The organism is Vibrio sp. 2-1-2a, from assembly GCF_032648565.1.
Taxonomy (GTDB): domain Bacteria; phylum Pseudomonadota; class Gammaproteobacteria; order Enterobacterales; family Vibrionaceae; genus Vibrio; species Vibrio diabolicus.
In genome coordinates this window covers 134,147-158,438 of the sequence record NZ_WBOH01000001.1, presented here as the reverse complement: position 1 = coordinate 158,438, position 24,292 = coordinate 134,147, and the positions used below count along the sequence as shown (strand labels likewise).

Annotated in this window: 22 protein-coding genes and 1 riboswitch; of the genes, 8 read left to right on the top strand and 14 right to left on the bottom strand. The window is 43.8% G+C overall.

The genetic code is table 11. The features are described 5' to 3' along the window. Positions 1-52 precede the first annotated feature (52 nt). Together F7Y48_RS00850 and F7Y48_RS00845 are read left to right on the top strand one after the other, a co-directional pair. A complete protein-coding gene (locus tag F7Y48_RS00850) occupies positions 53-688 on the top strand; it encodes a LysE family translocator (RefSeq protein WP_005393419.1) in 636 nt (211 codons plus the stop codon). Further along, positions 688-1,254 (top strand): hypothetical protein, encoded by a 567-nt coding sequence (locus F7Y48_RS00845; RefSeq protein ID WP_005393418.1) that lies wholly within the window; start codon positions 688-690, stop codon positions 1,252-1,254. Before F7Y48_RS00850 ends, F7Y48_RS00845 begins: the two co-directional genes overlap by 1 nt. Before the next feature lie 114 nt (positions 1,255-1,368). Here the strand turns inward: F7Y48_RS00845 and F7Y48_RS00840 are convergent, their stop codons facing one another. Beyond that, on the bottom strand, positions 1,369-2,745 hold the full coding sequence (locus tag F7Y48_RS00840) for a sodium:alanine symporter family protein (protein WP_316679699.1): 1,377 nt from the start codon (positions 2,743-2,745) through the stop codon (positions 1,369-1,371). A gap of 122 nt (positions 2,746-2,867) precedes the next feature. Further along, a riboswitch (glycine riboswitch) is annotated at positions 2,868-2,967 on the bottom strand. 528 nt (positions 2,968-3,495) lie between these two features. Here F7Y48_RS00840 and F7Y48_RS00835 point away from each other — a divergent pair. Together F7Y48_RS00835 and F7Y48_RS00830 are read left to right on the top strand one after the other, a co-directional pair. Continuing rightward, positions 3,496-3,654, top strand: coding sequence for a hypothetical protein (locus tag F7Y48_RS00835; RefSeq protein ID WP_005377784.1), 159 nt, complete (start codon positions 3,496-3,498; stop codon positions 3,652-3,654). A 31-nt stretch (positions 3,655-3,685) separates the two neighbouring features. Beyond that, entirely contained in the window at positions 3,686-4,420 is a 735-nt protein-coding gene (locus F7Y48_RS00830) for a chromosome partitioning protein ParA (protein ID WP_316679698.1), read from the top strand. Between the two features lie 91 nt (positions 4,421-4,511). On the opposite strand, the gene F7Y48_RS00825 is transcribed toward F7Y48_RS00830, so the two are convergent. Both F7Y48_RS00825 and F7Y48_RS00820 read right to left on the bottom strand, forming a co-directional pair. Then, positions 4,512-4,895, bottom strand: a complete 384-nt coding sequence (locus F7Y48_RS00825) for a hypothetical protein (RefSeq protein WP_012841882.1) — start codon at positions 4,893-4,895, stop codon at positions 4,512-4,514. 100 nt (positions 4,896-4,995) lie between these two features. Then, positions 4,996-5,361 carry a VOC family protein gene (locus tag F7Y48_RS00820; protein WP_256954937.1) on the bottom strand — a complete coding sequence of 122 codons (366 nt, stop codon included), beginning with the start codon at positions 5,359-5,361 and terminating at the stop codon, positions 4,996-4,998. 219 nt (positions 5,362-5,580) lie between these two features. On the opposite strand from F7Y48_RS00820, the gene F7Y48_RS00815 reads away from it, so the two are divergent. Beyond that, positions 5,581-6,837: an MFS transporter permease gene (locus tag F7Y48_RS00815; RefSeq protein ID WP_316679697.1), complete on the top strand. Its 1,257-nt coding sequence runs from the start codon at positions 5,581-5,583 to the stop codon at positions 6,835-6,837. Positions 6,838-6,950: 113 nt separating this feature from the next. On the opposite strand, the gene F7Y48_RS00810 is transcribed toward F7Y48_RS00815, so the two are convergent. The 11 genes from F7Y48_RS00810 to proV all read right to left on the bottom strand — a co-directional run bounded on the left by F7Y48_RS00810 (position 6,951) and on the right by proV (position 19,062). Then, a complete protein-coding gene (locus F7Y48_RS00810) occupies positions 6,951-8,900 on the bottom strand; it encodes an LTA synthase family protein (protein WP_258507909.1) in 1,950 nt (649 codons plus the stop codon). 186 nt (positions 8,901-9,086) lie between these two features. Further along, positions 9,087-10,499, bottom strand: coding sequence for a sensor histidine kinase (locus tag F7Y48_RS00805; RefSeq protein WP_258507907.1), 1,413 nt, complete (start codon positions 10,497-10,499; stop codon positions 9,087-9,089). After that, a complete protein-coding gene (locus F7Y48_RS00800) occupies positions 10,489-11,145 on the bottom strand; it encodes a response regulator (protein ID WP_316679696.1) in 657 nt (218 codons plus the stop codon). The genes F7Y48_RS00805 and F7Y48_RS00800 overlap by 11 nt, the downstream gene beginning before the upstream one ends. A gap of 3 nt (positions 11,146-11,148) precedes the next feature. Continuing rightward, a complete protein-coding gene (locus F7Y48_RS00795; RefSeq protein WP_258507905.1) occupies positions 11,149-11,784 on the bottom strand; it encodes a tetratricopeptide repeat protein in 636 nt (211 codons plus the stop codon). A gap of 14 nt (positions 11,785-11,798) precedes the next feature. Continuing rightward, the gene (locus tag F7Y48_RS00790; RefSeq protein WP_258507904.1) at positions 11,799-12,593 is read right to left on the bottom strand and encodes an SDR family oxidoreductase; all 795 of its coding nucleotides are present in this window, start codon (positions 12,591-12,593) and stop codon (positions 11,799-11,801) included. 8 nt (positions 12,594-12,601) lie between these two features. Further along, complete coding sequence (locus F7Y48_RS00785; protein WP_258507903.1) at positions 12,602-13,285, bottom strand: TenA family transcriptional regulator; 684 nt, start codon at positions 13,283-13,285, stop codon at positions 12,602-12,604. Positions 13,286-13,310: 25 nt separating this feature from the next. After that, positions 13,311-14,870: an AMP-binding protein gene (locus F7Y48_RS00780; RefSeq protein ID WP_258507901.1), complete on the bottom strand. Its 1,560-nt coding sequence runs from the start codon at positions 14,868-14,870 to the stop codon at positions 13,311-13,313. Between the two features lie 80 nt (positions 14,871-14,950). Further along, complete coding sequence (locus tag F7Y48_RS00775) at positions 14,951-15,562, bottom strand: thermostable hemolysin (RefSeq protein WP_104971637.1); 612 nt, start codon at positions 15,560-15,562, stop codon at positions 14,951-14,953. Positions 15,563-15,778: 216 nt separating this feature from the next. Further along, positions 15,779-16,786 carry a glycine betaine/L-proline ABC transporter substrate-binding protein ProX gene (proX, locus tag F7Y48_RS00770; protein ID WP_005393392.1) on the bottom strand — a complete coding sequence of 336 codons (1,008 nt, stop codon included), beginning with the start codon at positions 16,784-16,786 and terminating at the stop codon, positions 15,779-15,781. Then, positions 16,779-17,870 (bottom strand): glycine betaine/L-proline ABC transporter permease ProW, encoded by a 1,092-nt coding sequence (gene proW / locus F7Y48_RS00765; protein ID WP_005393390.1) that lies wholly within the window; start codon positions 17,868-17,870, stop codon positions 16,779-16,781. Before proW ends, proX begins: the two co-directional genes overlap by 8 nt. A 4-nt stretch (positions 17,871-17,874) precedes the next feature. Continuing rightward, positions 17,875-19,062 carry a glycine betaine/L-proline ABC transporter ATP-binding protein ProV gene (gene proV / locus F7Y48_RS00760; protein ID WP_258507897.1) on the bottom strand — a complete coding sequence of 396 codons (1,188 nt, stop codon included), beginning with the start codon at positions 19,060-19,062 and terminating at the stop codon, positions 17,875-17,877. A gap of 438 nt (positions 19,063-19,500) precedes the next feature. Between proV and F7Y48_RS00755 the strand changes: the two genes are divergently transcribed. The 3 genes from F7Y48_RS00755 (at position 19,501) to F7Y48_RS00745 (ending at position 23,980) form a co-directional block, all read left to right on the top strand. Next, positions 19,501-21,381, top strand: a complete 1,881-nt coding sequence (locus tag F7Y48_RS00755; RefSeq protein WP_006741594.1) for a DUF294 nucleotidyltransferase-like domain-containing protein — start codon at positions 19,501-19,503, stop codon at positions 21,379-21,381. Further along, on the top strand, positions 21,381-22,127 hold the full coding sequence (locus tag F7Y48_RS00750) for a 3'-5' exonuclease (RefSeq protein ID WP_258507895.1): 747 nt from the start codon (positions 21,381-21,383) through the stop codon (positions 22,125-22,127). The genes F7Y48_RS00755 and F7Y48_RS00750 overlap by 1 nt, the downstream gene beginning before the upstream one ends. A gap of 191 nt (positions 22,128-22,318) precedes the next feature. Then, entirely contained in the window at positions 22,319-23,980 is a 1,662-nt protein-coding gene (locus tag F7Y48_RS00745; RefSeq protein WP_005393381.1) for a BCCT family transporter, read from the top strand. Positions 23,981-24,292: the final 312 nt, after the last annotated feature.

The window sequence follows — 24,292 nt, the reverse complement described above, 5'->3', positions numbered from 1 at the left end:
CTCGTGGATTGACGGTATTGATGACGGATTAACAATTAATTATCACGATAATATGGATATCTTGAATTTTGAGGCATTTATTATTGCCATCACTATTTTAACGCTAACGCCGGGTTTAGATACGGCCCTTGTTATCCGTAATACCAGTCGCGCGGGTTTAAAAGACGGATGTACAACCAGTTTAGGGATTTGCTTTGGCTTATTTGTGCATGCTTTCTTTTCAGCGGTTGGTATTTCGGCCATTCTGGCGCAATCTGCAGAGTTGTTCCAAATCGTAAAAATGATTGGTGCAGCTTATCTTATTTGGCTTGGTCTGAGCAGTTTAAAAGCCCTGATGTCGTCGAAGAATGGTTTGTCAGTGACTGAGCAGGTTCATGAAGTGTTTAATGGCAAACGCTCTTTTAGAGAGGGCTTTCTTTCTAACGTCTTGAACCCAAAAACGGCAGTTTTCTACTTGGCGTTCTTGCCACAGTTTGTGAATCCAGAAGGTTCTCCTTTGCTTCAATCAATGATGATGGCATCCGTGCACTTTATTATTGCGATGGTTTGGCAGTGTGGTTTGGCTGGCGCACTTAACTCAGCTAAGAGCCTGTTAAAGAATGCAAGCTTTATGAAGTGGATGGAAGGGGCGACGGGCGCTGTCTTAGTCGCACTTGGCGTAAAGTTATTGATTGAAAAGCCCGTGTAATGCGCAATATTTACCACCTTTTGATATTGCTCGTTGTGTTTATTACTGGCGTGGTTGGTGCCATTGTTTGGCAGACATGGCCACAGGTACAGTTTGCGCAACGTGGCATGACCTGGTCTTGGCACTGGGGCTATTTCGAGCCATTTTCCAATGGAATACAACAGACGCGAACTCAAGACACGAAACAGCTATTACTTCGACGTGTGTATATGAATGACGGTATTGTCGTTTTTGTCTCGACAACAATGGACAATAAATTTGAAGTTGATGTTGTAAAAGAGCAAAGCTGCGAACCTAAAACGACAACTTGGGCTTCAGTATCCGTCAACCATCAACGCATGAGACATGTGCCGATGGTTTGTGATGCACTGGGGCAGAGCTACTTTTATCGCTACATCGGGAAGCATCTTGAATCGATTGAAGTTGGGGTTGGAGATTCGTTCGTAACAGAGGCGTTTTCAGACTGGCCGCTATCAGAGCTGAAGTCGGATCAATTCAAGCAAAAAAATGCGAAGTTTTTTCAAGAACGTGGAGAAAAGGTTGAGCATCAATGGTTGAGAGATTAACCGCTTAACTTAAGATAAAATAAAGCCCGCTGAATACCAGCGGGCTTTATGTTTTTACCATTTCCAATTTACTTTCAGCGATTGACGGTTCATTACTGAACACTTGTCATGTCACTAAGCTTTTACTGCTTCAATTTCATCAGATTGCGATGCTGAGCTAAAGAACAGCTTGGTTTCTGCCAGCACGACGTGACGCAGTGCGATCAAACCGATTAGGTTAGGAATCGCCATCAGACCATTTACGATATCGGCGAGTAGCCAAATCATGTCTAGATGGAGGAACGCGCCTGATGCCACCAAACCAACGAAAATCAGCTTATAAGGAAGCACCGCTTTTGTACCAAAGAGGAACACAACGCAACGCTCACCGTAGTAGTTCCATCCAAGAATGGTTGTGAATGCAAAAAACATCAAACCAATTGACACCAGCATTGGGCCAAATGTATCCGCATTCAAACCTACCGCAAAGGCATGAGTCGTCATTGCTGCACCAGAAAAGTCGCTTTGCCATGCGCCAGTAAGGATCAACGCTAGGCCCGTCATGGTACAAATGATGATGGTATCAAAGAAGGTACCTGTCATTGAAATCAGGCCTTGTTTCACACAAGAGTCTGTTTTCGCTGCCGCTGCTGCCATAGGCGCGCTACCCAAACCAGATTCGTTTGAGAATACGCCACGAGCGATACCTGATTGGATTGCCAGCATGATACTTGCACCTAAGAAACCGCCAGTCGCTGCTGTTGATGTAAATGCTGAGACCAACACTAATTCAACGGCGTTGACTAATTGGTCTGCATTCATGATGATCACGCTTAGACACGCCAACACATAAAATACAGCCATGGTAGGAACCACTTTTCCTGCAACGTTAGCAATGGATTTGATACCACCCAAAGTCACGAAAGCAACCAAAAGAGTTAGTACAAAGGCAGAGAGCTCACGTTCAACACCGAGAGATATCTCACTTGCATCCAGAATCGCGTTTACTTGTGGAAACGTACCAATACCAAAACAAGCAACACCCAAAGCAAACACTGCAAACATGATCGCGAGGGTTTTTGAGCCAACACCGTATTGCAGATAGTACATCGGGCCACCAATCATTTGGCCTTTATCATCTACTCTTCGGTATTTAACCGCTAACAAACATTCGGCGTATTTAGTCGCCATTCCGAAAAGGGCGGCGAGCCACATCCAGAATAGGGCACCTGGTCCACCAAGTTTGATCGCGGTGGCAACACCAACAATGTTACCAGTACCAATCGTTGCTGAGAGCGCAGTACAAAGTGCTGCAAAGCTAGAAACGTCACCTTGTTTATCAGATGACTTATCTTTACTGAATACCATCGCTAGCGCTGTTGGGAGATGTTTAAACTGGATCAAGCCGAGGCTAAAAGTGAAGTAAACACCGGTACCCACTAGCAAAATAAGCAGTGGTGGACCCCAGACAAAATTATCGATGGTTTGTAGTAAAGATTGTAGGTCGTTCATGATTTCCCCTTAATAAAACAACTAATAAGGAGAAGAGGGAAAGGACGAGATCAATGATCTCTAAAAGAACTAAGCTATTGGTTGTAGGCGGGAAGGCCAAGCAAAATAGTTAGGTTGTAACTTTCCACTCCTCTGTCCTTTTGCCTGAGAGTTTCACCTTGCGTGAGTGCAAGACTTGCTCCTTCGGCGACCGATTTAACGGTTCTCTCCAGAGGTTCCTCCAACTACAGTCCCCGCTACCTAGGTAGCACCTGAAATAGTTAATTCTTCGGCGAGTTATGCTAATCAAATGTTACAATTTGATTAATAACCACTCTCCTGCAGTCTTCATCGGAACAATTACTCAATTAAATGAGTAAAGGTTAGTTAATGATGCTGGTCATCATTAACGTGTGAACTCTATCATGTTTTTGGTCCATTTCAACACCCTATATCAATTTATTTTCAACGAAATAACCCCACTTATTTTCACGAAGCTATGTTTACCAAGTTTTTTGTGTGAGCAACTGCATAAACAAAACTCATTGGGCTAGGGAATAGAACCAAGAACACACTTCAGAACGATAAATATGTTTCGATTATTACGGTATAAGTTATTCAATTGAGAACACAAATTTGATTAAAATCGAAGCACTTATTTTAAAATCTACGCTAAGTTGACCTTATGGGGCGTATAAATGAGTTACAATAAATCTTTGTGAAACCGTCTATGGACCTAGGCAGTTTTTCATGAGTGGACAAGGAGGCGGTATGACCAGATTATTAGCCATTGCGGTGTTGATTGCAGTAGCATTTGTGCTGTTTCGTTATCGAACCAATGAAAAAGTCCAAAAAGCGACCGTTATAACATTAATTGGCGCCTTTCTGATTTATACAGCATCGATTATGTTTGCGGAATTGATCCGCTAGCAAAGTAAAAGAGTCCTTGGAGTAGTATACGGTGAGTTCTCAGAACAAGATGGAAGAACAAGACGACGTTGTTGTCATTGAAGAGCGTGACAAACGTACTCATATCTATATCGCGATTGCTGCGGTATTAGGCTTGGCATTTGGTGGCCTTGTTGGATCGATTGTCACTGCGAACAAGTGGGAATCGACTTATCATGTGCTAGAAGAAAAATACCAAGCGTTGACGCAAGATAAAACGAAGTTGGTGTCTCAAGTAAAAGTGCGCGAAGAAGCGCTCGACCAAGAAATACAAGATAAAGTCACTGAACTGCTCGCTGCGAAAGATGAAGCGCACGAGAAAGCGCTTAAGAAGTTACAAAAGCAATTGACTGAGGCCGAGAAAGTTAACCTGTCGCTAGAGTCTCAATTGAAACAACAGGCAGATAAGATCAACACGACGAAGTCGGAAAATGAGAAGTTGAGTCGTCAAGCGGATATGCAAGCGACTATCTTTGAACGATCACGCGAGGTGTTTCAAAAAGAGCTGAAAATTTCGCAAGAATTGGAGTCTCTAGAGAAAGAAAGGGCGAAATTATTGCCTAAGATCGAGAAACTCAAAAAAGAGTGTGATGTATTTTTGGAAGGTAAATCTTGGGACGTGAAATCGGACGCGTGTGATAAACACGATGAAGCCAATTCACGACTAAGTCAGGTCGATCAAATGATTGAAGTTTATAAAATGGATCTCAAGCAAATCAAAGCAATAACTGAAGATATCGGCCTCTAGATCTTTTATACCTGATTTTGGAAAGTAAAAGGAGCTCTTTAAGAGCTCCTTTTTCGTTGCTAGCTTTAAACTCGGGAGCTAGCGTTTATTCTTAGATACGCGAGGCGTCATAGCCTGAAGCAAGCAGCAATTCTCGCTCATGTTTAATCAGTTGGGCGCGATCTTCAATCAGTTCATTGAGAGCTAGTGAGGGCTTGCCTGCTAAAGCCTTGAACGACTCAAAAGATTCCGCGGTGTCGATTTTTTCAATCATCTGACTGATGACATTACGAGCCTCACACGGGTTACTCGTAGTGGTAAAGTATTCCACTTGCTTTGCTGCCGATTTCATCTCTGTCAACAGCTCAAGTGGGCTGCTCTCTTTTGCTACCGCCATGTAGTTATCCAGCACGCGCTTTGCATAAAGCAGTTCTTTGAGGGGGATATCTCTTCCACTCTCGATTAGAGATTCGCTAAGGATCATACTTGAGCTCATGGGCATTCCTTCTTATATACTACGCAGCTTTTGATGTTTCCCTGAGTCTAATTTATTGAAGTCACATTGGGAATGGGTAAAAAGCATTTTTAACGCATTTTTATTCACTAATGAAAACGCGAATGCGATGTTTATCCGGATCGGTAGCCACAAAATTTAAGCCATACACCGAAGTCATTGGTGGTTGAGCAAACTCAACGCCCATGTTTTTCCAACGGTTGTAAACGTGCTCTAACGTATGGCGGTTGCGCACTGCAAATGATAACTCGGTGCCACCACCTTTGATGTCGCTGGAAGGGGAAAGAACATCACTTTGCTTGAGTGACACTTTTAAGCCATTTGCGAGTGGCATAGAAGCAAATGTTGGAGACAAAAACGTGACCTCACAATCAAACAGTTTCGAGTAAAAAGCTTGGCTTACGTGGATGTCCTCAACATAGAGGACGAATGAATTGATAGTTAGCATGGTCTGTATCTCAATTTACTAGAAGTATGAGGTTGAATCTAACGGAAGGGTAAGACAGGCTTTGTCAGTAGACCAAGTTAAAGTACCTTGTTTGAAATAGTGAGAAGTATCACTTTCAATTTTATTGGCTCAGGATCGAGCATATGAACATATCGTTTGCTTTGTATTTGATTCCATTTATCTTCTCGACATTTCCTTGTCAAAAGCAATCCCGTTCATATGTGTAAAACGATTATTTCACTGTTAATTATTATTTTTTGTGTTACATGCTCATTAAGTATTTCAGCAAAAAATATAGAAAAGAAAGAAAGTCAAATTTTAGCTATCAATGAAATTAATAATAAAGAAAAAATTCGTGATCTTACAGAAATAGAAAGAGTGAGCCTTTCAACTATCTATCTTCTTTACAAAAATGGAGTGATAACGGAGAGTGAAGCAAACCAAGAGTTTGGACACTTTCTCGAAAACGAAGACAGAAAAAATGCCTTATTGGAACTCGCTCACATTGATGACGCTCAAAAAGAACTGAAGCAAGCCGAAGAAAGCAGTGACTGGGTGAAACTATTTAACTTAGTTAACCTGATGAAACTATGTGGAGTGTTGCTTCTTATCGCTGCTGTTGCTTATTTTATCGCTCAAACCTACGAACTTCTTCAAGATATCGGTAGGGTATTTTGGCGACTTATTTGCACATTACCCGCGATTTGTTACCAGATTCTATTTGTTATCATTGGCTTAACCCTAGCCTTAGTTCCAATGATTATCAGTATCTCAGAAGCGCAATATGTTGTCATTTTTGGTGTGTTGCTCGCTTATGTCGCACTAGTATGGTGGACTATTCATTACGAAGAGCAGTCAGAAATTCTCCTAGAAAAACTCTCCTTGGGTTTACCAATTGGTATGGTTTGGTCTTTTTATCATGCTATTTACTTTGGCTTTTTTGCCATCCGCGAAGAGATCGCATTTTTACAGCTAGTGACATTTGCATGGGTTGTTCTTGGTATTGCAGTGGGAATTTTTAAGTTATTTAACTTTGAAGACAAACCTTACAAAGGAACAAAGTGTTTTTCTTTAGCGTTATCATCGACCATTGTTACTTGCATAATACTATTCTTAAACCAGAGTTCAGATTGGATTACGCCATATTACAAATTTACTTATTATGGGTTAGTGCCATTGCTGTTGTTGTCCTTTTCTATTTCGGGTTTTTATCTACAAAAACCAAGTTGGGTTAAAAAATTTTCAAATATTATGATGTTTTCACTCCTATTTATTAGCGCACCCTTACCAAGTTTTGGTCTGGATAACTTGTACGCTATGATTAATAGTGGTGTATTTGCCTATGGTTTTATCACGATAACAACGATAGTATTTCGGGTCAGCTTTCTGTTTGGCTTGATATCAACAAGCCTCGTTGTTTACGTGTTGGCCTTAGTCATCGAACACAATCCTGAAAAGTTCATTCTCTACATATGAACTATGATTTTCTAGATACAAAGTGTGCGTTCCTCCATGTACTCTAAGAGTGAAGAGTCTTACAGAATAAAGAAAAGGAGCCAGTGGCTCCCTTTTCACTGAATCAGCGGATATTAGTTGGTACGTTTCGAAGCGTACCAGTTGTTTTGATACGCCTTAGATGCAAACAATGCGTTTGCTTTTGCGCGTTCAATAACGGATTCATCGACTTCTAGCGGCTTCATGGTTTGGCTTTCAAAGTCGTACGCCAGGGTCGATACTTTTTCACCAGGAGAAAGCACAACTAGGTTGTCACGCGTTAAATAACCAAAGTTTTTGTCGTATTGCATCATTGCGCGTTCATCTTTGCGAGCCAGTGGTTTCGTTAAGTCACGACCAATCATCGGCGTTTTGGCGTCTACGCCAATAAGAGACAACAGCGTAGGCGGCATATCTATGCTGTTTGCGATACGGTCATCTTTACGTGGTTGAATGTCTTTACCAATGATCAATGCAGGAATGTGGAAGTGCTTAACTGGAACCAAGTTAGCGCCAGACACGCGGGCATCGTGGTCTGCAATGACAATGAAAATAGTATCATCCCAGTAGGATGAGTTTTTCGCTTTGTCAAAGAACGTACCCAAAGCGTAATCTGAATATTTTACCGCGTTATTACGCGTCATGTGTTCGGAATCGTATGGCTCAATTTTACCTTTCGGATACTCATAAGGACTGTGATTGCTTGACGTAAAAACTAAGCTGAAAAAAGGTTTGTCGCTTTTTGAAAGGCGTTCAAACTCTTCGTTTGCTTTGTTGTATAAGTCTTCATCACTGACCCCCCAAGAGCCAACAAAGCTTGGGTTATTGTAATCATCTTCTTCGACGATTTGATCAAAACCATTACCGAAGAAGAAGGTTTTCATGTTATCGAAGTTTGCTTCACCGCCATAAATAAATTGCGTGTGATAGCCTTGTGCTTTGAGTAAGTCTGCGATGGTAAAGAAGCCTGTTTGGCTTTTGCTTAGTTTCACCACTGCGCGAGAAGGGGATGGTGGAAAACCCGTGGTTACGGCTTCGATACCACGAACAGAACGAGTACCCGTTGCGTACATTTGCGTGAACTGCCAACCTTCAGCCATGAGTTCATCCAGGTTTGGCGTAAGAGGTAGACCACCCAAAGAACCCACAAATTGCGCTCCTAAGCTCTCTTGTAGCAAGATCACTAAGTTCTTACGTTTACCATGGTAAGTCGCGGGGTTACTGTTCATGGTTGGAAGCAATGTTGGATCAAAGTCGGACTTTTTTGACGAAGCGCGAACTAGCTCCAGCATCTTTTGATTATCCATCTTGCCGTAGAACTGCTCTGCGCTTTTTTCTGACTTCATGCTGTTGACAGCAAACAGCAGTGAGTAAGATGAATTTAATGCTAAGTCGTTTAGCAGTGGATCGTTAGAAAACGCCACCATGGCTGGGTTTAGTGGGCGGTGGCCTAAAGACGAGCGTGCGCCTGCAACACCAAGAAGCACAACAAAAATGGCTAATAGTGGGCGCCACTTCCAGTTGATCTGCTGTGCATTGTCGGTCAGTTTTTTGCTCCACTTCCAACCCAAAACTAGAGTTAATGCCGTGCCTAACGCGCCAATAAACAGCTCTAACTTATAGCCAGTCCAAAGCATGCCCATGACCTCTTTCGGATAGATAAGGTATTCCACAAACAGACGGTTTGGGCGTAGGTCATATTCTTGAATGAATGGTGCCGTTGCCAGTTCCATGTACACGAGAATCCAAAGCCCTAAAACCATCCATATGCGCAATATCCATTTCCAGCATTGCCCAATCTTGCCGTTTAATGGCATTAGGGCAGAAAGCAGTGCAGGGAGGATGAATAACCAGCACAGTGTTGCAATGTCTACGCGTAAGCCTTGGCCTAGGATGTAAATTAAGTCGTTGAAAGAGTCAATTCGATCAAGTTGCCAAAAGGCGAGCAAAACGCGTGAGATAGACAAAAATATAAGTGAAAACAAAGAAAAAGCAGCAATTGGCTGCAAAGGCCCCCACACAGAGCCCTTAGATAAGTTTTTCATATTTATTCGAATAGTTTAATTGTTATGTTGTGTTGTTTTTAACAAAGCAAGCGTGAAATAAACGTGAATTATAATGTGGGTTTATGGTCGAGTAGTGTAAGTGTTGGTATGTCTATGTAAGTGTGGAATGAAGCTCATGTTCGGCTGGAACATAAATTAAACAGGTTATGGTCTGTATCGCTTTTGTTAGCACTTTGGGAAAGTGACGACAAACGTATTCCTACTATTTTCTCTGGGAATGAGCTCAAGTGTTGCACGGTGTAGTGCTGTAATGTCTTTGCAAATTGACATCCCTAAACCTGCACCGTCGCCATGTTCAGAATGACCCCGATAAAACTGTTCGAAGATTCTTTCACGAGTTTCTTTCGGGATTTCTGGGCCAGTATCGGAAATTAAGACTTTGATTGTATTATTGTTCTCAGTGACGCTGACTTGTATGTCACTGTGCTCGCCGGAGTAACGAATCGCATTATCGACGAGGTTACGAAATAACACCTCTAACAACATTCGATCACCGGATATAGCGATGTTGGAAGATGATAAACTGATGTCTTGCTTATGCTTCAATGCTAACGGTGCCAAATCAGCAACAACGGTTTGCAACAAAGGGGTTAGCTCAACGGTGTCGAATACACGTTCTGATAAGCTATCTACTTTAGCTAAAGTCAGTAGCTGATGGATAAGGCGGTCAGTGCGTTCAATGCCTTGCAAAATGTTGTGTAAATCTCCTCTCAGTTGCTCCGGATCATTACTTTCAAGTGCATTTTCTACGTTAAGACGAAGGATTGTTAGTGGGGTTTTTAGTTCATGCGCTGCAGCACGTGTAAAGCGTTTCTCTCTTTGCCAGGCTAACTCTAGTTCCGAGAGGAGAGAGTTGAGCGAATCGACAAGTGGTGCGAGTTCAACGGTGTTGTCTTTTACATGAATGCGATCTAATCGGTGTACGTTTCTTTGTGTGATGGCGGTGCGCAGGTCGTTAATCGGTCGGAAATGTTTATCGATCAACCAAAACAGCAAAAGCAACAAAGTTGGTAGTGTCAGCAATTGTTCTATTGATGTGGATAGGGCAATTTCGTGGATGATCTCTTTACGTATCTTGTATTTTTCTGCAACCACGACGTATTCATTATCATGTTTTGTTTGTGGCAGTGAAATCTGAAATGTACGCCATTGTGTACCGTCTTTTACGATATCAGCGTAGCCGTTATTATCAAAGGACGTAGAGAGTGCGTGTAAGGTTTGATCAGAGCTCCAGAGCAGTGTGTTGTCTCGATAGAATTGAAAAACCAAGTTTTGTTCATAAGGGTGGCCGAACGTTGTGACATAGTCATCGTCAGACTTTGACATTGACTCAATGTTTTCCATCCACTCATTAAATAATTCTCGATGGTTAGCGAGAGTCCTCTCTTCCGTTGAAATTGAGAGCGTCAGCAACATTAATTTTGCGGATTGTCCAAGCCTAGCGTCATAAACTTCTTCGACCTCGTGCTTCGCAGATTGGAAACTGAAATAAAGTGAGATGAGTAAGAGAACACTTACCAACACGCCTACTGATAGAGTTAACTGACGTTTGATCGAGTACGATTTCTTATCTTTCAAGAATGTACCCCACACCGCGAATATTTTTAATGACCACTTTGGGCGCTTTTTTACGCAAATTGTGAATATGAACTTCGATAGCGTTGTCGCTTGAACCGTCATCCCAGCCGTGCAGTGATTGTTGCAATTGCTCCTTACTTTGCACGCGTCCGGCGTTCGTCATCAAACTGGTGAGGATTTTAAATTCATTGCGTGTGAGTTTAAGCGGCTCGTCATCGTAGCGAATGCTTTGTTCCGATAAGGATAAAGATAACTGTCCAACTTGAATGATTTCTTCTGCACTACCGGATTGACGGCGAATCAACACACGCAAGCGAGCGAGCAACTCTTCGAGTGCAAACGGTTTTCCGAGGTAGTCATCTGCGCCGCCGTCGAGGCCTTGAACGCGATCGCGAATGTCGTCTCGTGCGGTAAGTATCATCACTGGGAGCTTAAATCCGCCTTTGCGAATATTACGCAGAACTTCCAATCCATCGATATCGGGGAGAGTGAGATCCAAAATCACTGCAGTGAACGCTTCTGTTTTGAGTGCGCTAGTCACGCCAGACCCTTTTTCCACCCAATCCACGGTGTACCCATGGCGACTTAATGAAGTCACCATGGATTGACCGAGTAGTTTGTCATCTTCTACGAGTAATAAGCGCATGGATTATTTCAAACTCCCAAGAGTCGCTTTAATTTCCAGTTTTCGACCTTTATCCGCCAAAGGTCGGTCAGGGCGAGGTGACGCCTGCATTGCGCGAGTCAAATACACTTTCGCTTCCTTGTCTCGACCTTCTTCTGCAAGGAAGTCTCCATAAAAATAGTTCGGATCGATGCCTTTTGGATTGATCTCTAACGCTTTTTTCAACATTTCTTCGGCTTTATCGTCATCACCAAAGCCAATTGGCCACCCCGGAACTTTGTAATACAAAGAACCTAAAGTGGTGTATGCAGATCCATCAAGCGCTTGCGGTGAAGTTGCGATTACTCCTTCGAGTAAAGATTTGGCTTCTTTGGCGAGTGATAGTGCACCCAAGCCACCTTGAGCACCAGCCAGCGATGCTTTATTGATTGCCAGCCAAACAGTGAGTTCGGGATTGCCCGGTTCTCTGTCGAGATAAATACTGGTTTTGGCAATCGCGCGATGGAAGCATTGTTCCTTTTCGTCTCCATCGGGTGTGCTGTACTGACATTCCGCCCATTTCTTTTGAACCTGTTGCAGTGGAGTATTACTTGCCAACGCAGCGGTCGAAGCTAACGTTGAACAAACCGTCAAAGCGCAAAATAGTTGTTTGGTATTCATCGTCTATGTCCTCTTCAGTGACTGACTCGGTTTACGTATTGGTGAATGGTTTCTTGCTGCTTACGAATCGCAGAAGAAACCACGCTTGGAAGCAGTTGATTGATGCGCGCAAAAAGCTTTTCTGGCCAACCAATCCATTTCGCGGAAATTTCTTTTTCCAACATGGTGACAACGTGATCGGCTACAACTTGCGGTGAGTCCGTTTTATTACCCAGTTGTCGATTCATTTCATTGACGGCATCACTATTGAGTGAGGTTTCTGTCGCCCTTGGTGCCAAATACAGCGCACGGATTCCGGTTGCGAACAGCTCTCTGTCGAGCGATTCGGTAAAGCGGTGCAACCCCGCTTTTGCCGCGCAATAGGAGGTATAGCCTGGGTAGCCAATTGAGCCGAATGTGGAACCTATATTGAGAATCACCCCAGGCTGCTTTAACCACGTTAACGCGGATTGGCACAGCAGCATCGGCGCAACGAGATTGAGTTGGATTTCGTCTGCAATCTGCGTTGGTCGTTTGTGGCTTAACAACGAGAAATCGTTGCTGCCCGCATTGTTAATCAGTGCGTCCACTTTTTGATGTTGACGCGCTCGATCTTTAATCGCTGTTAATCCTTCTGATGAGGTGATGTCTCCAACGACTACGTCATGACGTTCTGGATTTGGCAGTTCACGCTGTAGTGTTTGCAAGCTCTCTTCGTTTCGCCCAACAAGAATGAGGCTGGCTCCGCGTTTTGCCAACTCTTGCGCGATGGATTGCCCAATTCCGCCCGTTGCGCCTGTCAGGAGAATGGTGCTGTTGTTAATGATCATGCTTCACCTCACGCCGCTTGTTGGTTTGAGAAAGAAGGCAAAGAGCGCAGCATTTGTCCGTACAGTGCAAACACCATTTTTGCAGAGTCGATGATGACTTGTTGATCTTCCACTTTGGTGATTTTGTTCATCAGTGATTCAAAAAATTTCAGATGATCTTGGTCTAACACGCTGTGTGAAATTAGGTAAGTCATTGCTGAAGGCGGTAGGCTTAACGTTGACTGGATTTTTTCTGCCATTTGGCCACCAATACCGACGCTGGTGCCTTCTAATACCCACACCATGCCAAACAGCGCGAGTGGGTTGTGGCGGTCAATGTTGTGGTAAAGGTAGGAAACCATCAGTTCAATCGGTGCACCTACTTGACCTACATCTTTGTTGTTGCGCACTGCTTCGGCATCGCCGCCGCACGCTTTGATGTCATTTAAAATCCATTCTTGATGGCCTTTCTCTTCCTCGATGTACTCGGCAATGGCATCTCGTACCCATTCGTATTCGCCAGATAGTCGGCCTCCACACGCCATCAGCAAGGGAACAGTGTGCTTAACGTGATGGTAAGCTTGGGTTAGAAAGGCGATATACATATCTTTGGAAATGTTGCCTTGTTGAACGTCTGCGATGACTGGCGCAGTTAACATTGCTTGTTGAGCAGCGGCAGTGCTTTGTTTGAGTTGTTCGAAAAATAAAGTCATAACCTTCTCCTTAAGAAGCCGTTAACTAAGATGCAGTTTGGAAAGACGTAATGTGTTGCTGGAAGGGCAAATCGATGCGTTGGATCTTTTGCGCTTGCAGCGTTAATTCAGGCGTTGTGCTCGCGAATAACTGAGCCACATCATGTTCGATTTGATTTCGTTTGAGCTTGCCGTTATCCGTGTACCAACCAGAGATGGCTCGTGGGTTGTCAAGTAGCAACAAGGTTCGGATTTGAGCGTAATCGGGTAGGGTTTGGTTTAATGTATGAACCTTTGCTTCGACGTCTTCGCTATTGGCAATGACAGCGCATAATGTTTGTTGGCTATCGCCCGTAACGATTAGTGGCGTCATCGGCAAAAACGCCAACGCTTCTGATTCAATCCATTCCGGTGAGACATTTCTGCCATACGCGGTGACGATAAGGTTCTTCTTGCGCCCCGAGAAAGTGACAAAACCTTGCGCGTCGATTTGGGCTAAGTCGCCAGTTGCTAACCATTCTTGAGTAAACGGCTCATTCAAATAACCAAGAGCAACGTTGCCTTTGACGAGCAGTTCACCATCTTCCGCGATACGAATCTGAGCGTGGGGAAGTGGTTTGCCACACGTTCCTGCTTTAAATGCGGCTGGTATATTCAAACAAACGACGGAGCCACATTCAGACAAGCCATAACCTTCAAACGCAGGGATGTTCAGCGCATGCGCGGTGTTAATCAGTTGCGACGACACTCTTGCGCCGCCAACGGCGACAAATTTTAGAGAATCCACAAGAGAGGGCTGTTGTTTCGCGATCTGAATGAGCGCAAGCAATAAAGCCGGTGTTAGCACTAAGCTTTCTGGTTTGATGGTCGCTAATGCTTGTGCAAACAAACCCGGTTCGAATTGGCTCGAACCGAGTAGGCCGGTTTGCTCTCCGGGTAAAATATATGACGTCACGCCCAACATGAGTGGAACATAAACGCCGGTTATGTTCTCGAGAAGCGTCGATAACGGAAGCAGCACTAAGTGTGAGTGCGCCGCGCTGTTTACTGCGTCGGCGAGCGATTTCGCCACCAAACACAAATGATCATTGCTTAAACACACGCCTTTAGGCTGACCAGTCGAGCCAGACGTAAATGTGATTTTTCCGGTTTCTGGTAGATAAGCTACCTGTGTATCTTCATCTCCCAACTGGTTACGACGCAGCAAAGGCAAATTTGCAATGGAAAACGAATGGTCTTGCTGGTTAAAGCTTTGCTTAGGATGAGAAGCCAACCATGCTTGCCAATCGCCGACTAAAGCATCGACGCCTGATTGCTCTAATGTGTGTTCAACTTGTGCATCAGAGAAAAAAGTCGGAATAGGTACAACGACTATGTCTACCGCCATCGCCGCCAAATCAACAATGGCCCAATCGATGCTGTTTTCTGCGCGTAGCGCGAGTGCTTTGATGTTCTGTGCAATAAGCTCGGCGGCAACGAGTTCGATCTTGTTTAACAATTCAGAGTAAGTCAGTTCAACCGTTTGATTCGCTTCGTAGCCGACAAGTGCTACTCGATCTGGTGTCGTTTTTGCCCATTTTGTAATGGCATCCAGGAGAATATTCATACGTCACCTATATTCTGGCGTGGTGTTTAACCAAGTTGTTCTGGTTGTGTTTGCGGTTTTAACGACGTTTACTTTTCTATCTAGGCTTGTTTGCGTTTTCTTTCTTGGACTAATCGAAGACGTTCGAGTCCTTTTTGCAAATTGCCAGCTAACACACGCGGTTGATGTTCGTAGTACGCCCCCCAAGTGGACTCGGCATCGGGGACTTTGTTTTGATCGGCCTGCGCGATGATATGAGGCTCCAATCCTAGGCGCGCCATCATGGCGTGAAGTGGATCTGTCGCGGTGAAGATGCACCATTCAAAACCGAGATTGACCAGCATTTCTGCGATCAGGTAGAAGTGCAGAGATGACATGCCCTTAGCGAAAGATGCCAAGTGACCAAACTCCACTAAGTTCGAACGTTTTACGTCGCAGTTAAATACGTTAGAAACCAGCTTTTGGGCGTCGTCTTCTAAATACTGTTCAAGGAACAAAGGTTCATCTTCGGCGATGCGAAAGCCGCATACGGAAATAATTTGACCGCCGTCAATGAGGGTTAAATACGCCGGCATAAACTGTTTGAGCTCGGCAAAGAATGCTTCTTGATAACGCTGAGAAACATGCTCGATAACTTGGCTCCAAAGCGGATGCATTGGATAGACGATGTCTAAAGTAAAGCCATCTGCAGAAATTTGTGCATGGTGTTTCATGAGCGCTTCCTTTGTTTGATTGGTTATCAACAAAATAAAACGCGAAACTTAAGAAACTCTTAAGGAATGAAATTAAGTAGAAACTTTAAGAAAATACTTGGGAGCAGGGCTCCATATTGTTGCAATCCTTTTTACTACGGTGAATAAAATTAGAGCCAACCGATGTGATCGGTTGGCTCTAAAGTTAGGTGTCACGTATTTTAATGGTCGTGCCGATTACATGGCTGCTTTTTTAGCTTCGTCTACCCATGCGTCGAACTTTTTCTGGTTCGCTTTAATCCAGCCATTTACATGAGACTCGATGTCTGCTGAGCTGTTCTTACCTTGGCTCATCATCATATTCTGCGCACTAACATCATTGATGTTTAGCTTGATGATTTCAAACAGCTTCGCTGCTGCTGGGTTCTTTTCAGTAAACTCTTTGTTCGCAACGATGCGCATAGAGTTCATCTCGAAGCCGTAGTTCTTACCGTTCTCTAGTGTGGTGTCGATGTCCTTACGCTCACCAGGAAGTGAAGAGAATGGCACTTCTAACCAAACAACATCTTTACCCGGAACTAAGACGCCACTTACCCAGTAAGGTGTCCAAGTGTAGTAAAGAATCGGATCGCCTTTTTTGTAACGAGAAATCGTGTCAGCGATAATCGCAGCGTAGTTACCTTGGTTGTGCGTTACTGTGTCACGAAGCTTGAATGCATCCAACTGATGCTCAACGACCATTTCACAACCCCAACCTGGGTTACAACCTGTTAAGTCCGCTTTACCGTCACCGTTGGCATCGAAAAGTTTCGCCAGTTTTGGATCTTTTAATTGACCAATATTTGTGATGCCATATTTTTCAGCGGTTTTTTTATCGATCAAGTAACCTTGCGCAGCACCACTTACATATTGACCTTTGCGGAAAAACTTATCATCACCGCCAGACATTGTGTACTTATCGGCGTGAAGAGGGAACCAACCTACTGCTAAGAAAGTAGCGTCGCCTTTAGCAATAGAGGTATAGCCTACGTTGTAATCCACTTCTTTAGTTGGTTTTACATCGTAACCAAGCTCTTCAAGTGCACGGTTTACGATCAATGTTTGAAACGTTTCCTCTGCAACGGTTGATTGAACTGGCTGAACAGTCACACCTTCACCCGGTAGTTCGCTTGCCACACCATAAGTTGAAAATGCGATAGTACTTAGAGCTCCAACAGAGAGCGCTTTCTTCCATGAATTATTCATTGATGTTTCTCCTAAGTTTTAGATCGTCTTGGTTCGTCTTTGTTTTCAGTTTTAATAGGTATGAAACAGGACCTGTGTGATACCAGCGAAGCTTGGTGTTACCCGCATTAACCCCTAATACTTGGGTAATACGGTCTAATAAAATGGCAAGAATTACGATGCCTAAGCCACCGACTGCAGCAAGACCCATATCAAGTCGGCCGATACCACGGAGTACCATTTGGCCCAAGCCGCCAACCGCAATCATTGAAGCGATCACTACCATAGAAAGTGAAAGCATCAAGGTTTGGTTTACCCCTGCCATAATCGTTGGTAACGCCAATGGCAATTGGATGCGGTAAAGCATCTGTTTTTTGTTTGCCCCGAAAGAGTGGCCCGCTTCGATCAGCTCTTCAGGTACTTGCTGAATCCCTAAAATAGTCAGGCGCACAACGGGAGGCAGTGCGAAAATGATGGTTACTACAACTCCAGGAACGTTACCAATACCGAATAGCATAACGATTGGCACTAGATAAACGAACGCGGGGGTCGTTTGCATTGCATCGAGTATTGGTCTAACAAATTTGGCTGCGGTTTGGCTTCTCGCCAACCATATCCCCATCGGTAGCCCGATAAGCAAACAGAAGAAGACGGCGGTTAAAACCAGTGCGAGCGTTGTCATCGCCTGTGACCACGCACCAATTAGGCCGATAAAAACAAGGGATACAAGTGTTGAAAAACCGAGTTTTACATTGGAAAACTGCCACGCCAGCAAAAATAAAATGAGTACCATGATGGGCGCAGGTGTGGACACCAAAGCAGTTTCAAACGAGGTAAGAATAAAGTCGATTGGAACTCGAATTGCTTGGAAAACAGGGCGACCATGTTCCACCAACCAGTTCAATCCCGATTCTACCCAGCTATCAAGTGGTAGAACCGCATCTTGGAATGGGTTCATAATGTCGAATGGCGCTTGCTCTACAGTTTCTGAGCTTAACCAGTCATTACTTGGGGCAGCGTCAGCACCTACACCTTGTGACCAAGGATCATCTTGTGCAGGAGCGGTATTCGACCAGGGATCATTGTTAGTTTGCTCTGAAGACATCGTGTTAATCCTTATCTAGTGTTTGTAGAAGACGTGATTTAGTCACGACACCAAAGTAAGTACCTTGCTCATCAACGACAGGTACGGCATAAGGAACGCCTGCAACTAGCCCCAAAATGTCATTGATTGACTGCTCTGGCTGAAGAGTGACTTCATCCGTCAATTGAGCACTGGCTAGAGAGCGGTTTTCTTTGTGAGCCAAACGTAGTGAGTCAAGAGACACGATGCCGGAATATCGGCTAGATTTATCGACGACAATGCCGTAATCACGGTCATGATCCATCAGAATCTGCATCGCGGAGCCTGGGCCATCATTTTCCGATTTCTTAAAGACGGCGGCTGGCTTCTTTCGAGCGATATCTTTTGCTGTCAAGACACTTGCGATGTTTACGCCGCGGAAAAACGCTTCGACATAATCATTTGCTGGACTGTGCAATATTTCATCAGGTGTGCCAACCTGAACAACCTCACCGTTTTGCATGATGGCGATACGATCACCAATACGCATTGCTTCGTCCAAATCATGAGATATGAAGACAATTGTGCGTTTGTCATCGTTTTGTAGACGAATAAGCTCATCCTGCATCTCAGAACGGATTAATGGGTCTAAAGCGGAAAACGCCTCGTCCATTAATAGAATGTCTGGGTCACAAGCCAATGCCCTTGCTAAACCCACGCGCTGTTTCATACCACCGGATAACTCGTCAGGGAAAGATTCTGCATAAGGGTCTAAGCCAACTCTTTCCAAGGCGGAAAGGGCACTTTTCTGACGTTCATTAACATCAATGCCAGCAAGTTCTAAACCGAATGCAGCGTTTTCGATCACCGTCATGTGAGGCATAAGCGCGAAACTTTGGAAAACCATTGAGATATTGTTGCGACGAACGTCTCGAAGTTCGTCTTCAGAGATATGGGCAATATCTTTCCCTTTGAGATAAACACTGCCTTTCGTTGGCTCAATGAGTTGGTTTAGGAGTCGAACGAGAGTAGATTTTCCCGAACCAGAAAGCCCCATGATTACGAAAATTTCACCTTCGTTAATGGTGAGAGATACATCGTTTACGCCGACTGTTAAACCTGTCTGTTCAAAAATACCGTCCTTATCGATACCTTTTTCGATAAGCGAGAAGGCTCTTTCTGGGTCTTCTCCAAACACTTTATACAGTCCCTTAACTTCCAGTATGGGATCCATGTTATCTGTCCTTTTTTGTGTGTTTATAACTGTTTAACGATTTGTACTCTAATTAATTTTAGTTCAACTTTCAACGAATGGGGTTCGGTTAATTGGATTTTATGTGCATACAATAAACAATGAAGGTGGTGTGGTTAAATAGTGTTTTTATTAACAAAAATAGATATTTACGATTGGTTTTGTCTTCGCTTAACTTTTCCATGACATTGGTTTGAATTTATTTTGAAGTTTTTAGTACATTTCAACTCAGCCCATCTGCATAGCTATAAGGAGAAATAGATTAGAGGTCTACATTTAAAAACATTAGAGCTCTAATTTTTGGTTGGAGTTTTATTCTGCGAACTAGGTTAGGTGTTGTTATTCTTAGATTTATTCATTGATTGATTTCAATCTTGGTGATATTTATCGCTGTAGTTTAGGCAACGTATGGAATAAAAGATGGAAGCCGAACAGTTAGAAGTGCTCAACTTCATTAGTCAGTACCCACCTTTCGATGATCTACCCGAAGAGCAGTTAAAAAAGATCGCTCTAAATGCCGAGGTTGCATACTTTCGGCAAGGCACAGAGATACTCAATTTTGGAGACACGATCCGCGACTTATATATGGTGAGAAGCGGCGCTGTGGAGATCTACCGACGTAAAGGCGAACTCTATAACAGGATTGACGCTGGTGGACTGTTTGGACAGATGGGTTTGTTAATGAACAACCGTGTGCGTATGCCTGCCAAAGCGATAGAAGACACCTTGGTTTACTGTATTCCGGAGGATATTTTCAACGAGCTTTGTGATGAGTTTGAAAACTTTGCTGACTATATGGAACTGGAAGACAGCGCGCGTTTGCGAAGCGCAATATCCAGCCGCTCAGAAAGCAATGACTTTACCACTGCCAAGGCACGTAAGATCTTAGCGAGAGATCCGGTAACGTTGGAGGCGACGGCATCGATTCAAGAAGCCGCGATACTGATGGCGGAGGAAAATGTCACCTCTTTGCTTATTGTTCGCCCAGCAGAAGAACTCACAGAAGAAGATGATGAACAACTACTTGGAATATTGACTGATCGCGATCTATGTATTCGCGTATTAGCTCAGGGCATTGATACCAATATCCCAGTGAGTGAGGTCATGAGTTATGACGTGGTGTCTCTGGATTACAACGCTTATGTCTTTGAAGCCATGTTAACCATGTTGCGCTACAACGTGCACCATCTCCCTATTTTAAAAGATAAAAAGCCGATAGGAATTATTGGCATGACGGATATTGTCCGTTATGAATCTCAAAACAGTTTGTTACTCGTTAGCTCCATCTTCCAACAAACCAGCGTTGAAGATCTCAAGCAAGTTTCTGAACAAGTGAAAGACTGCTTTGTACGAATGGTGAATGAAGATGCCAACGCTCATATGATTGGTCGAGCCATGTCGGTAATTGGTAGTAGCTTTAAACAGCGTTTGGCTGAATTAGCAGAGCAAGAGCTTGGCCCTGCGCCAATTCCGTATTGTTTGGTCGCTATGGGATCGATGGCCAGGGATGAGCAGTTAATTGTAACGGACCAAGACAACGCCCTTATTCTCGACAACAGTTATGATGTTGAGATGCACGGGGAGTACTTTGAAAAGTTTGCCAAATTTGTTTGTGATGGTTTAGCAGCATGCGGCTATGCTTACTGTACTGGCGACATTATGGCAACCAATCCAGAGTGGCGAAAAACCCGAGCGGAGTGGGAGGAGTGCTTTGGCAACTGGATAGATAACCCAACTCCTGAAAGGTTGTTAAACAGTAATATCTTTTTTGATTTATTAGGTGTTCATGGGCGAGTGAAGTGGGCGGAACAATTAAGCAGCTTTATTGTTAGGCGCGCGAAAAGAAACAACCGCTTCCTTGCATGTATGGCTTACAACGCGATACGTCGTACACCGCCATTGGGCTTCTTCAAAGATTTTGTTATGGAGAAAGATGGTCGTCACCGCAATTCTATTAACTTGAAAAGAAGAGGTACTGCGCCATTGGCAGATTTGATTCGAGTACATTCATTAGCAATTGGTTCCCGTTCGCAAAACTCGTTCGACCGTTTAGACGATATCAATGATGCGGGCATTTTACCTAAAGGTCGAGGAATGGACTTGAGGGATGCAATGGAATTGATCTACATGGTTCGAATTCGTCATCAAGCACTCGATATCGAAAATGGAGATGAACCAGATAACAACATTGAGCCAGAGAACATGTCAGAGTTTGAGCGCCGAAACTTAAAAGCTGCTTTCCAAATCCTTAGTAATGCACAGAACTTCATCAAGTTCCGATACCAGAGAAGTAGCAAATAATGTGGTTCTCAAAAAATGCAGAAAAAGATCAGCCGTTGTTGGATACGTCTCGGACGCCAGAGTGGTCAACGTTATTCAAACAGCTCGCGAAAGAAGCAAGAGACGAGAGGCTCAAACGTTATTACTCGACACCGATGGTTAATGGGGAAACCCCAGTTGAGGAAGTGCCATTTGTCTCGGTAGATTTTGAAACGACAGGTTTGAATGCGGAAGAGGATGCAATTCTCACGATTGGACTTGTGCCGTTTACTATTGATCGTGTTCAATGTAGTGGCTCTGCGCATTGGGTTGTTAACCCTAATCGTGAGTTAAACGAAGAGTCAGTTGTGATTCATGGCATCACTGATTCTGAAGTCAAAAACGCGCCCCAATTAACCCACATTTTAGGGGAAATATTGGATGCGCTGTCAGGCAAAGTTGTGCTTGTTCATTATAAAAATATCGAAAGGCAGTTTTTTAATAACGCGTTGCTAAATAGCATTGGGGAGGGGATACAGTTTCCCGTTGTCGATACGCTAGACATTGAACACGCGATACAGCGCCGTGAATGCAGTGGCCTATTCAATAAGTTAAAAGGTAAGAAGCCAGGCTCTGTCAGGCTGGGGCATGCTCGTGAAAGGTATCGCCTTCCTGCTTATCAACCTCATCATGCTTTGACCGATGCGCTGGCAACTGCTGAACTGTTTCAAGCACAGTTGCAATATCATTTTAATCGAAGCATGCCAATCTCTTCGATTTGGCAATAAGCGTTGTTTATGATGAAGACAATAAAATGCAATGAAAGGTAGGGGGCTTTGCGATTATGATGGCGGACTGAGTAACCGCTTATAAGAACTATGTTTTTTGAACATGTGCTTGGTAGTGATGGGAGGTTTCATCACTCAAACTCCGACGAAAGTAATTTAAATTTGGTCACGTATTTTTAAGGAGATTATCCGTGAGCACCGATAATAACGGTGGCATTCAACGCCCCGATGGAAAGGTAAACGCGATAGACACTGACTATCAAATTGGTCAGGATAACGTCGCGTTAAAAGTAGGCCCGTTTGGCCTTGATATTCATAACCGTGTTTTTGCAATTTCTGGTTTAGCAATCATCCTATTTGTTGTAGTAACACTATTATTTCGAGAACAGGTAGAGCCGTTTTTCGCAGATCTAAGAGCGGGTTTGTTACACCATTTGGATTGGTTCTTTCTCGCATCTGGTAATATTTTTGTCATTGTCTGTGTTGGGTTGATTTTTACACCGCTAGGTCGGGTACGAATCGGCGGTACAGAAGCGACGCCAGATTATTCCTATGCGGGTTGGCTGGCAATGCTCTTTGCAGCAGGTATGGGTATCGGTCTGGTGTTCTTTGGTGTATCAGAACCTATGTCTCATTTTAGTTCTGCTATTGGTGGCGTAAACGTTGAGAATGGTGTTCGTACTGACTGGGCCCCTCTAGGTGGTGCAGAAGGCGATGCAAGTGCTGCATCTGCACTAGGCATGGCGGCGACGATTTACCACTGGGCGCTTCATCCGTGGTCAATCTATGCGCTATTGGCCCTTGGTTTGGCGATTTTCTCGTTTAACAAAGGCTTACCACTTACCATGCGATCCATTTTTTACCCACTGTTTGGTGAGCGTGTATGGGGTTGGACTGGTCACATTATCGACATTCTTGCTGTTGTAGCGACAGTTTTTGGTCTGGCAACGTCCCTAGGTTACGGTGCGTCTCAAGCCGCAACGGGTTTGAACTTCCTATTTGATGTTCCAATGACGAATACTACGCAGGTACTATTGATTATTGGCATCACCGCTCTCGCTTTAATCTCAGTTGTTGCGGGACTAGACAAAGGCGTGAAAATCTTATCTGAGATCAACATGGGTCTCGCTGCGCTTTTACTGCTTTTCGTTATTGTTGTCGGCCCGACGATCGCGATTTTAACGGGTTTCTTCGAAAATATAGTGTCATATGTGGCTAATATTCCTGCCCTATCAATGCCATTTGGACGAGAAGACGTAAACTATTCTCAAGGTTGGACAGCATTCTACTGGGCTTGGTGGATTTCTTGGTCACCATTTGTAGGTATGTTCATTGCGCGTGTATCTCGTGGTCGTTCAGTTCGTGAGTTCATTATTTGCGTTATCCTTATCCCTTCTTCTGTTTGTGTGTTATGGATGACCGCTTTTGGTGGTAACGCTATAAGCCAATACGTGAGCGATGGTTATGAAGCCGTGTTCAACGCGGAATTACCGTTAAAACTATTTGCCATGTTAGATGTGATGCCTCTAGCTGAAATTACATCTTTCGTCGGTATTATTTTGGTGGTGGTATTCTTCATTACCTCTTCAGACTCTGGTTCACTGGTTATTGATACTATTGCTGCGGGCGGTAAGGTCGATGCGCCAACGCCTCAACGCGTGTTCTGGTGTACGTTTGAAGGCTTAGTTGCGATTGCATTGATGCTTGGTGGTGGCCTAGCGGCAGCTCAAGCAATGGCCGTGACCACAGGCCTACCATTTACGATTGTTCTGCTTGTTGCAACGGTTTCCCTAGTAAAAGGCCTGATGGATGAACCTCGTCCAAAAGCGGTTTCTAAGAAGAAATCGAAATAACCAACATCAGCAGTTAAATATTTGAATAAAGCGGCATGCGAAAGCATGCCGCTTTTTTTTATTTTTGAATTTTTGCTGAGAAATGAAGACCATGGAGGACTGTTTTTTCTGTTCGTTTTTTATACTTATTCTTTAAGTGATTTTTTAATAAATTAGACCTCGAACTATTTTAAGATTTGGTTAAATGGCATATTATTGTGATCTATATCACAAAAATATCGATAAAAAGGCGGATTATTTGATTTTTAGTCGCGAGGAATGCCCATAATAAAAAGGAAATTTAATTAGACCTCAAAGGATATGTATTTCCAC

Coding starts and splice junctions, on each gene's coding strand:
- proW (WP_005393390.1), bottom strand. CDS start 17,870: ATGTCTTCAGAGCAAACTAACAATGATCCCTGGTCGAATACCGCTCCT.
- F7Y48_RS00750 (WP_258507895.1), top strand. CDS start 21,381: ATGTGGTTCTCAAAAAATGCAGAAAAAGATCAGCCGTTGTTGGATACG.
- F7Y48_RS00825 (WP_012841882.1), bottom strand. CDS start 4,895: ATGAGCTCAAGTATGATCCTTAGCGAATCTCTAATCGAGAGTGGAAGA.
- F7Y48_RS00780 (WP_258507901.1), bottom strand. CDS start 14,870: ATGAATATTCTCCTGGATGCCATTACAAAATGGGCAAAAACGACACCA.
- F7Y48_RS00850 (WP_005393419.1), top strand. CDS start 53: ATGGATATCTTGAATTTTGAGGCATTTATTATTGCCATCACTATTTTA.
- F7Y48_RS00800 (WP_316679696.1), bottom strand. CDS start 11,145: ATGCGCTTATTACTCGTAGAAGATGACAAACTACTCGGTCAATCCATG.
- F7Y48_RS00795 (WP_258507905.1), bottom strand. CDS start 11,784: ATGAATACCAAACAACTATTTTGCGCTTTGACGGTTTGTTCAACGTTA.
- F7Y48_RS00810 (WP_258507909.1), bottom strand. CDS start 8,900: ATGAAAAACTTATCTAAGGGCTCTGTGTGGGGGCCTTTGCAGCCAATT.
- F7Y48_RS00845 (WP_005393418.1), top strand. CDS start 688: ATGCGCAATATTTACCACCTTTTGATATTGCTCGTTGTGTTTATTACT.
- F7Y48_RS00755 (WP_006741594.1), top strand. CDS start 19,501: ATGGAAGCCGAACAGTTAGAAGTGCTCAACTTCATTAGTCAGTACCCA.
- proV (WP_258507897.1), bottom strand. CDS start 19,062: ATGGATCCCATACTGGAAGTTAAGGGACTGTATAAAGTGTTTGGAGAA.
- F7Y48_RS00815 (WP_316679697.1), top strand. CDS start 5,581: ATGTGTAAAACGATTATTTCACTGTTAATTATTATTTTTTGTGTTACA.
- F7Y48_RS00820 (WP_256954937.1), bottom strand. CDS start 5,361: ATGCTAACTATCAATTCATTCGTCCTCTATGTTGAGGACATCCACGTA.
- F7Y48_RS00835 (WP_005377784.1), top strand. CDS start 3,496: ATGACCAGATTATTAGCCATTGCGGTGTTGATTGCAGTAGCATTTGTG.
- F7Y48_RS00840 (WP_316679699.1), bottom strand. CDS start 2,745: ATGAACGACCTACAATCTTTACTACAAACCATCGATAATTTTGTCTGG.
- proX (WP_005393392.1), bottom strand. CDS start 16,786: ATGAATAATTCATGGAAGAAAGCGCTCTCTGTTGGAGCTCTAAGTACT.
- F7Y48_RS00790 (WP_258507904.1), bottom strand. CDS start 12,593: ATGATCATTAACAACAGCACCATTCTCCTGACAGGCGCAACGGGCGGA.
- F7Y48_RS00775 (WP_104971637.1), bottom strand. CDS start 15,562: ATGAAACACCATGCACAAATTTCTGCAGATGGCTTTACTTTAGACATC.
- F7Y48_RS00785 (WP_258507903.1), bottom strand. CDS start 13,285: ATGACTTTATTTTTCGAACAACTCAAACAAAGCACTGCCGCTGCTCAA.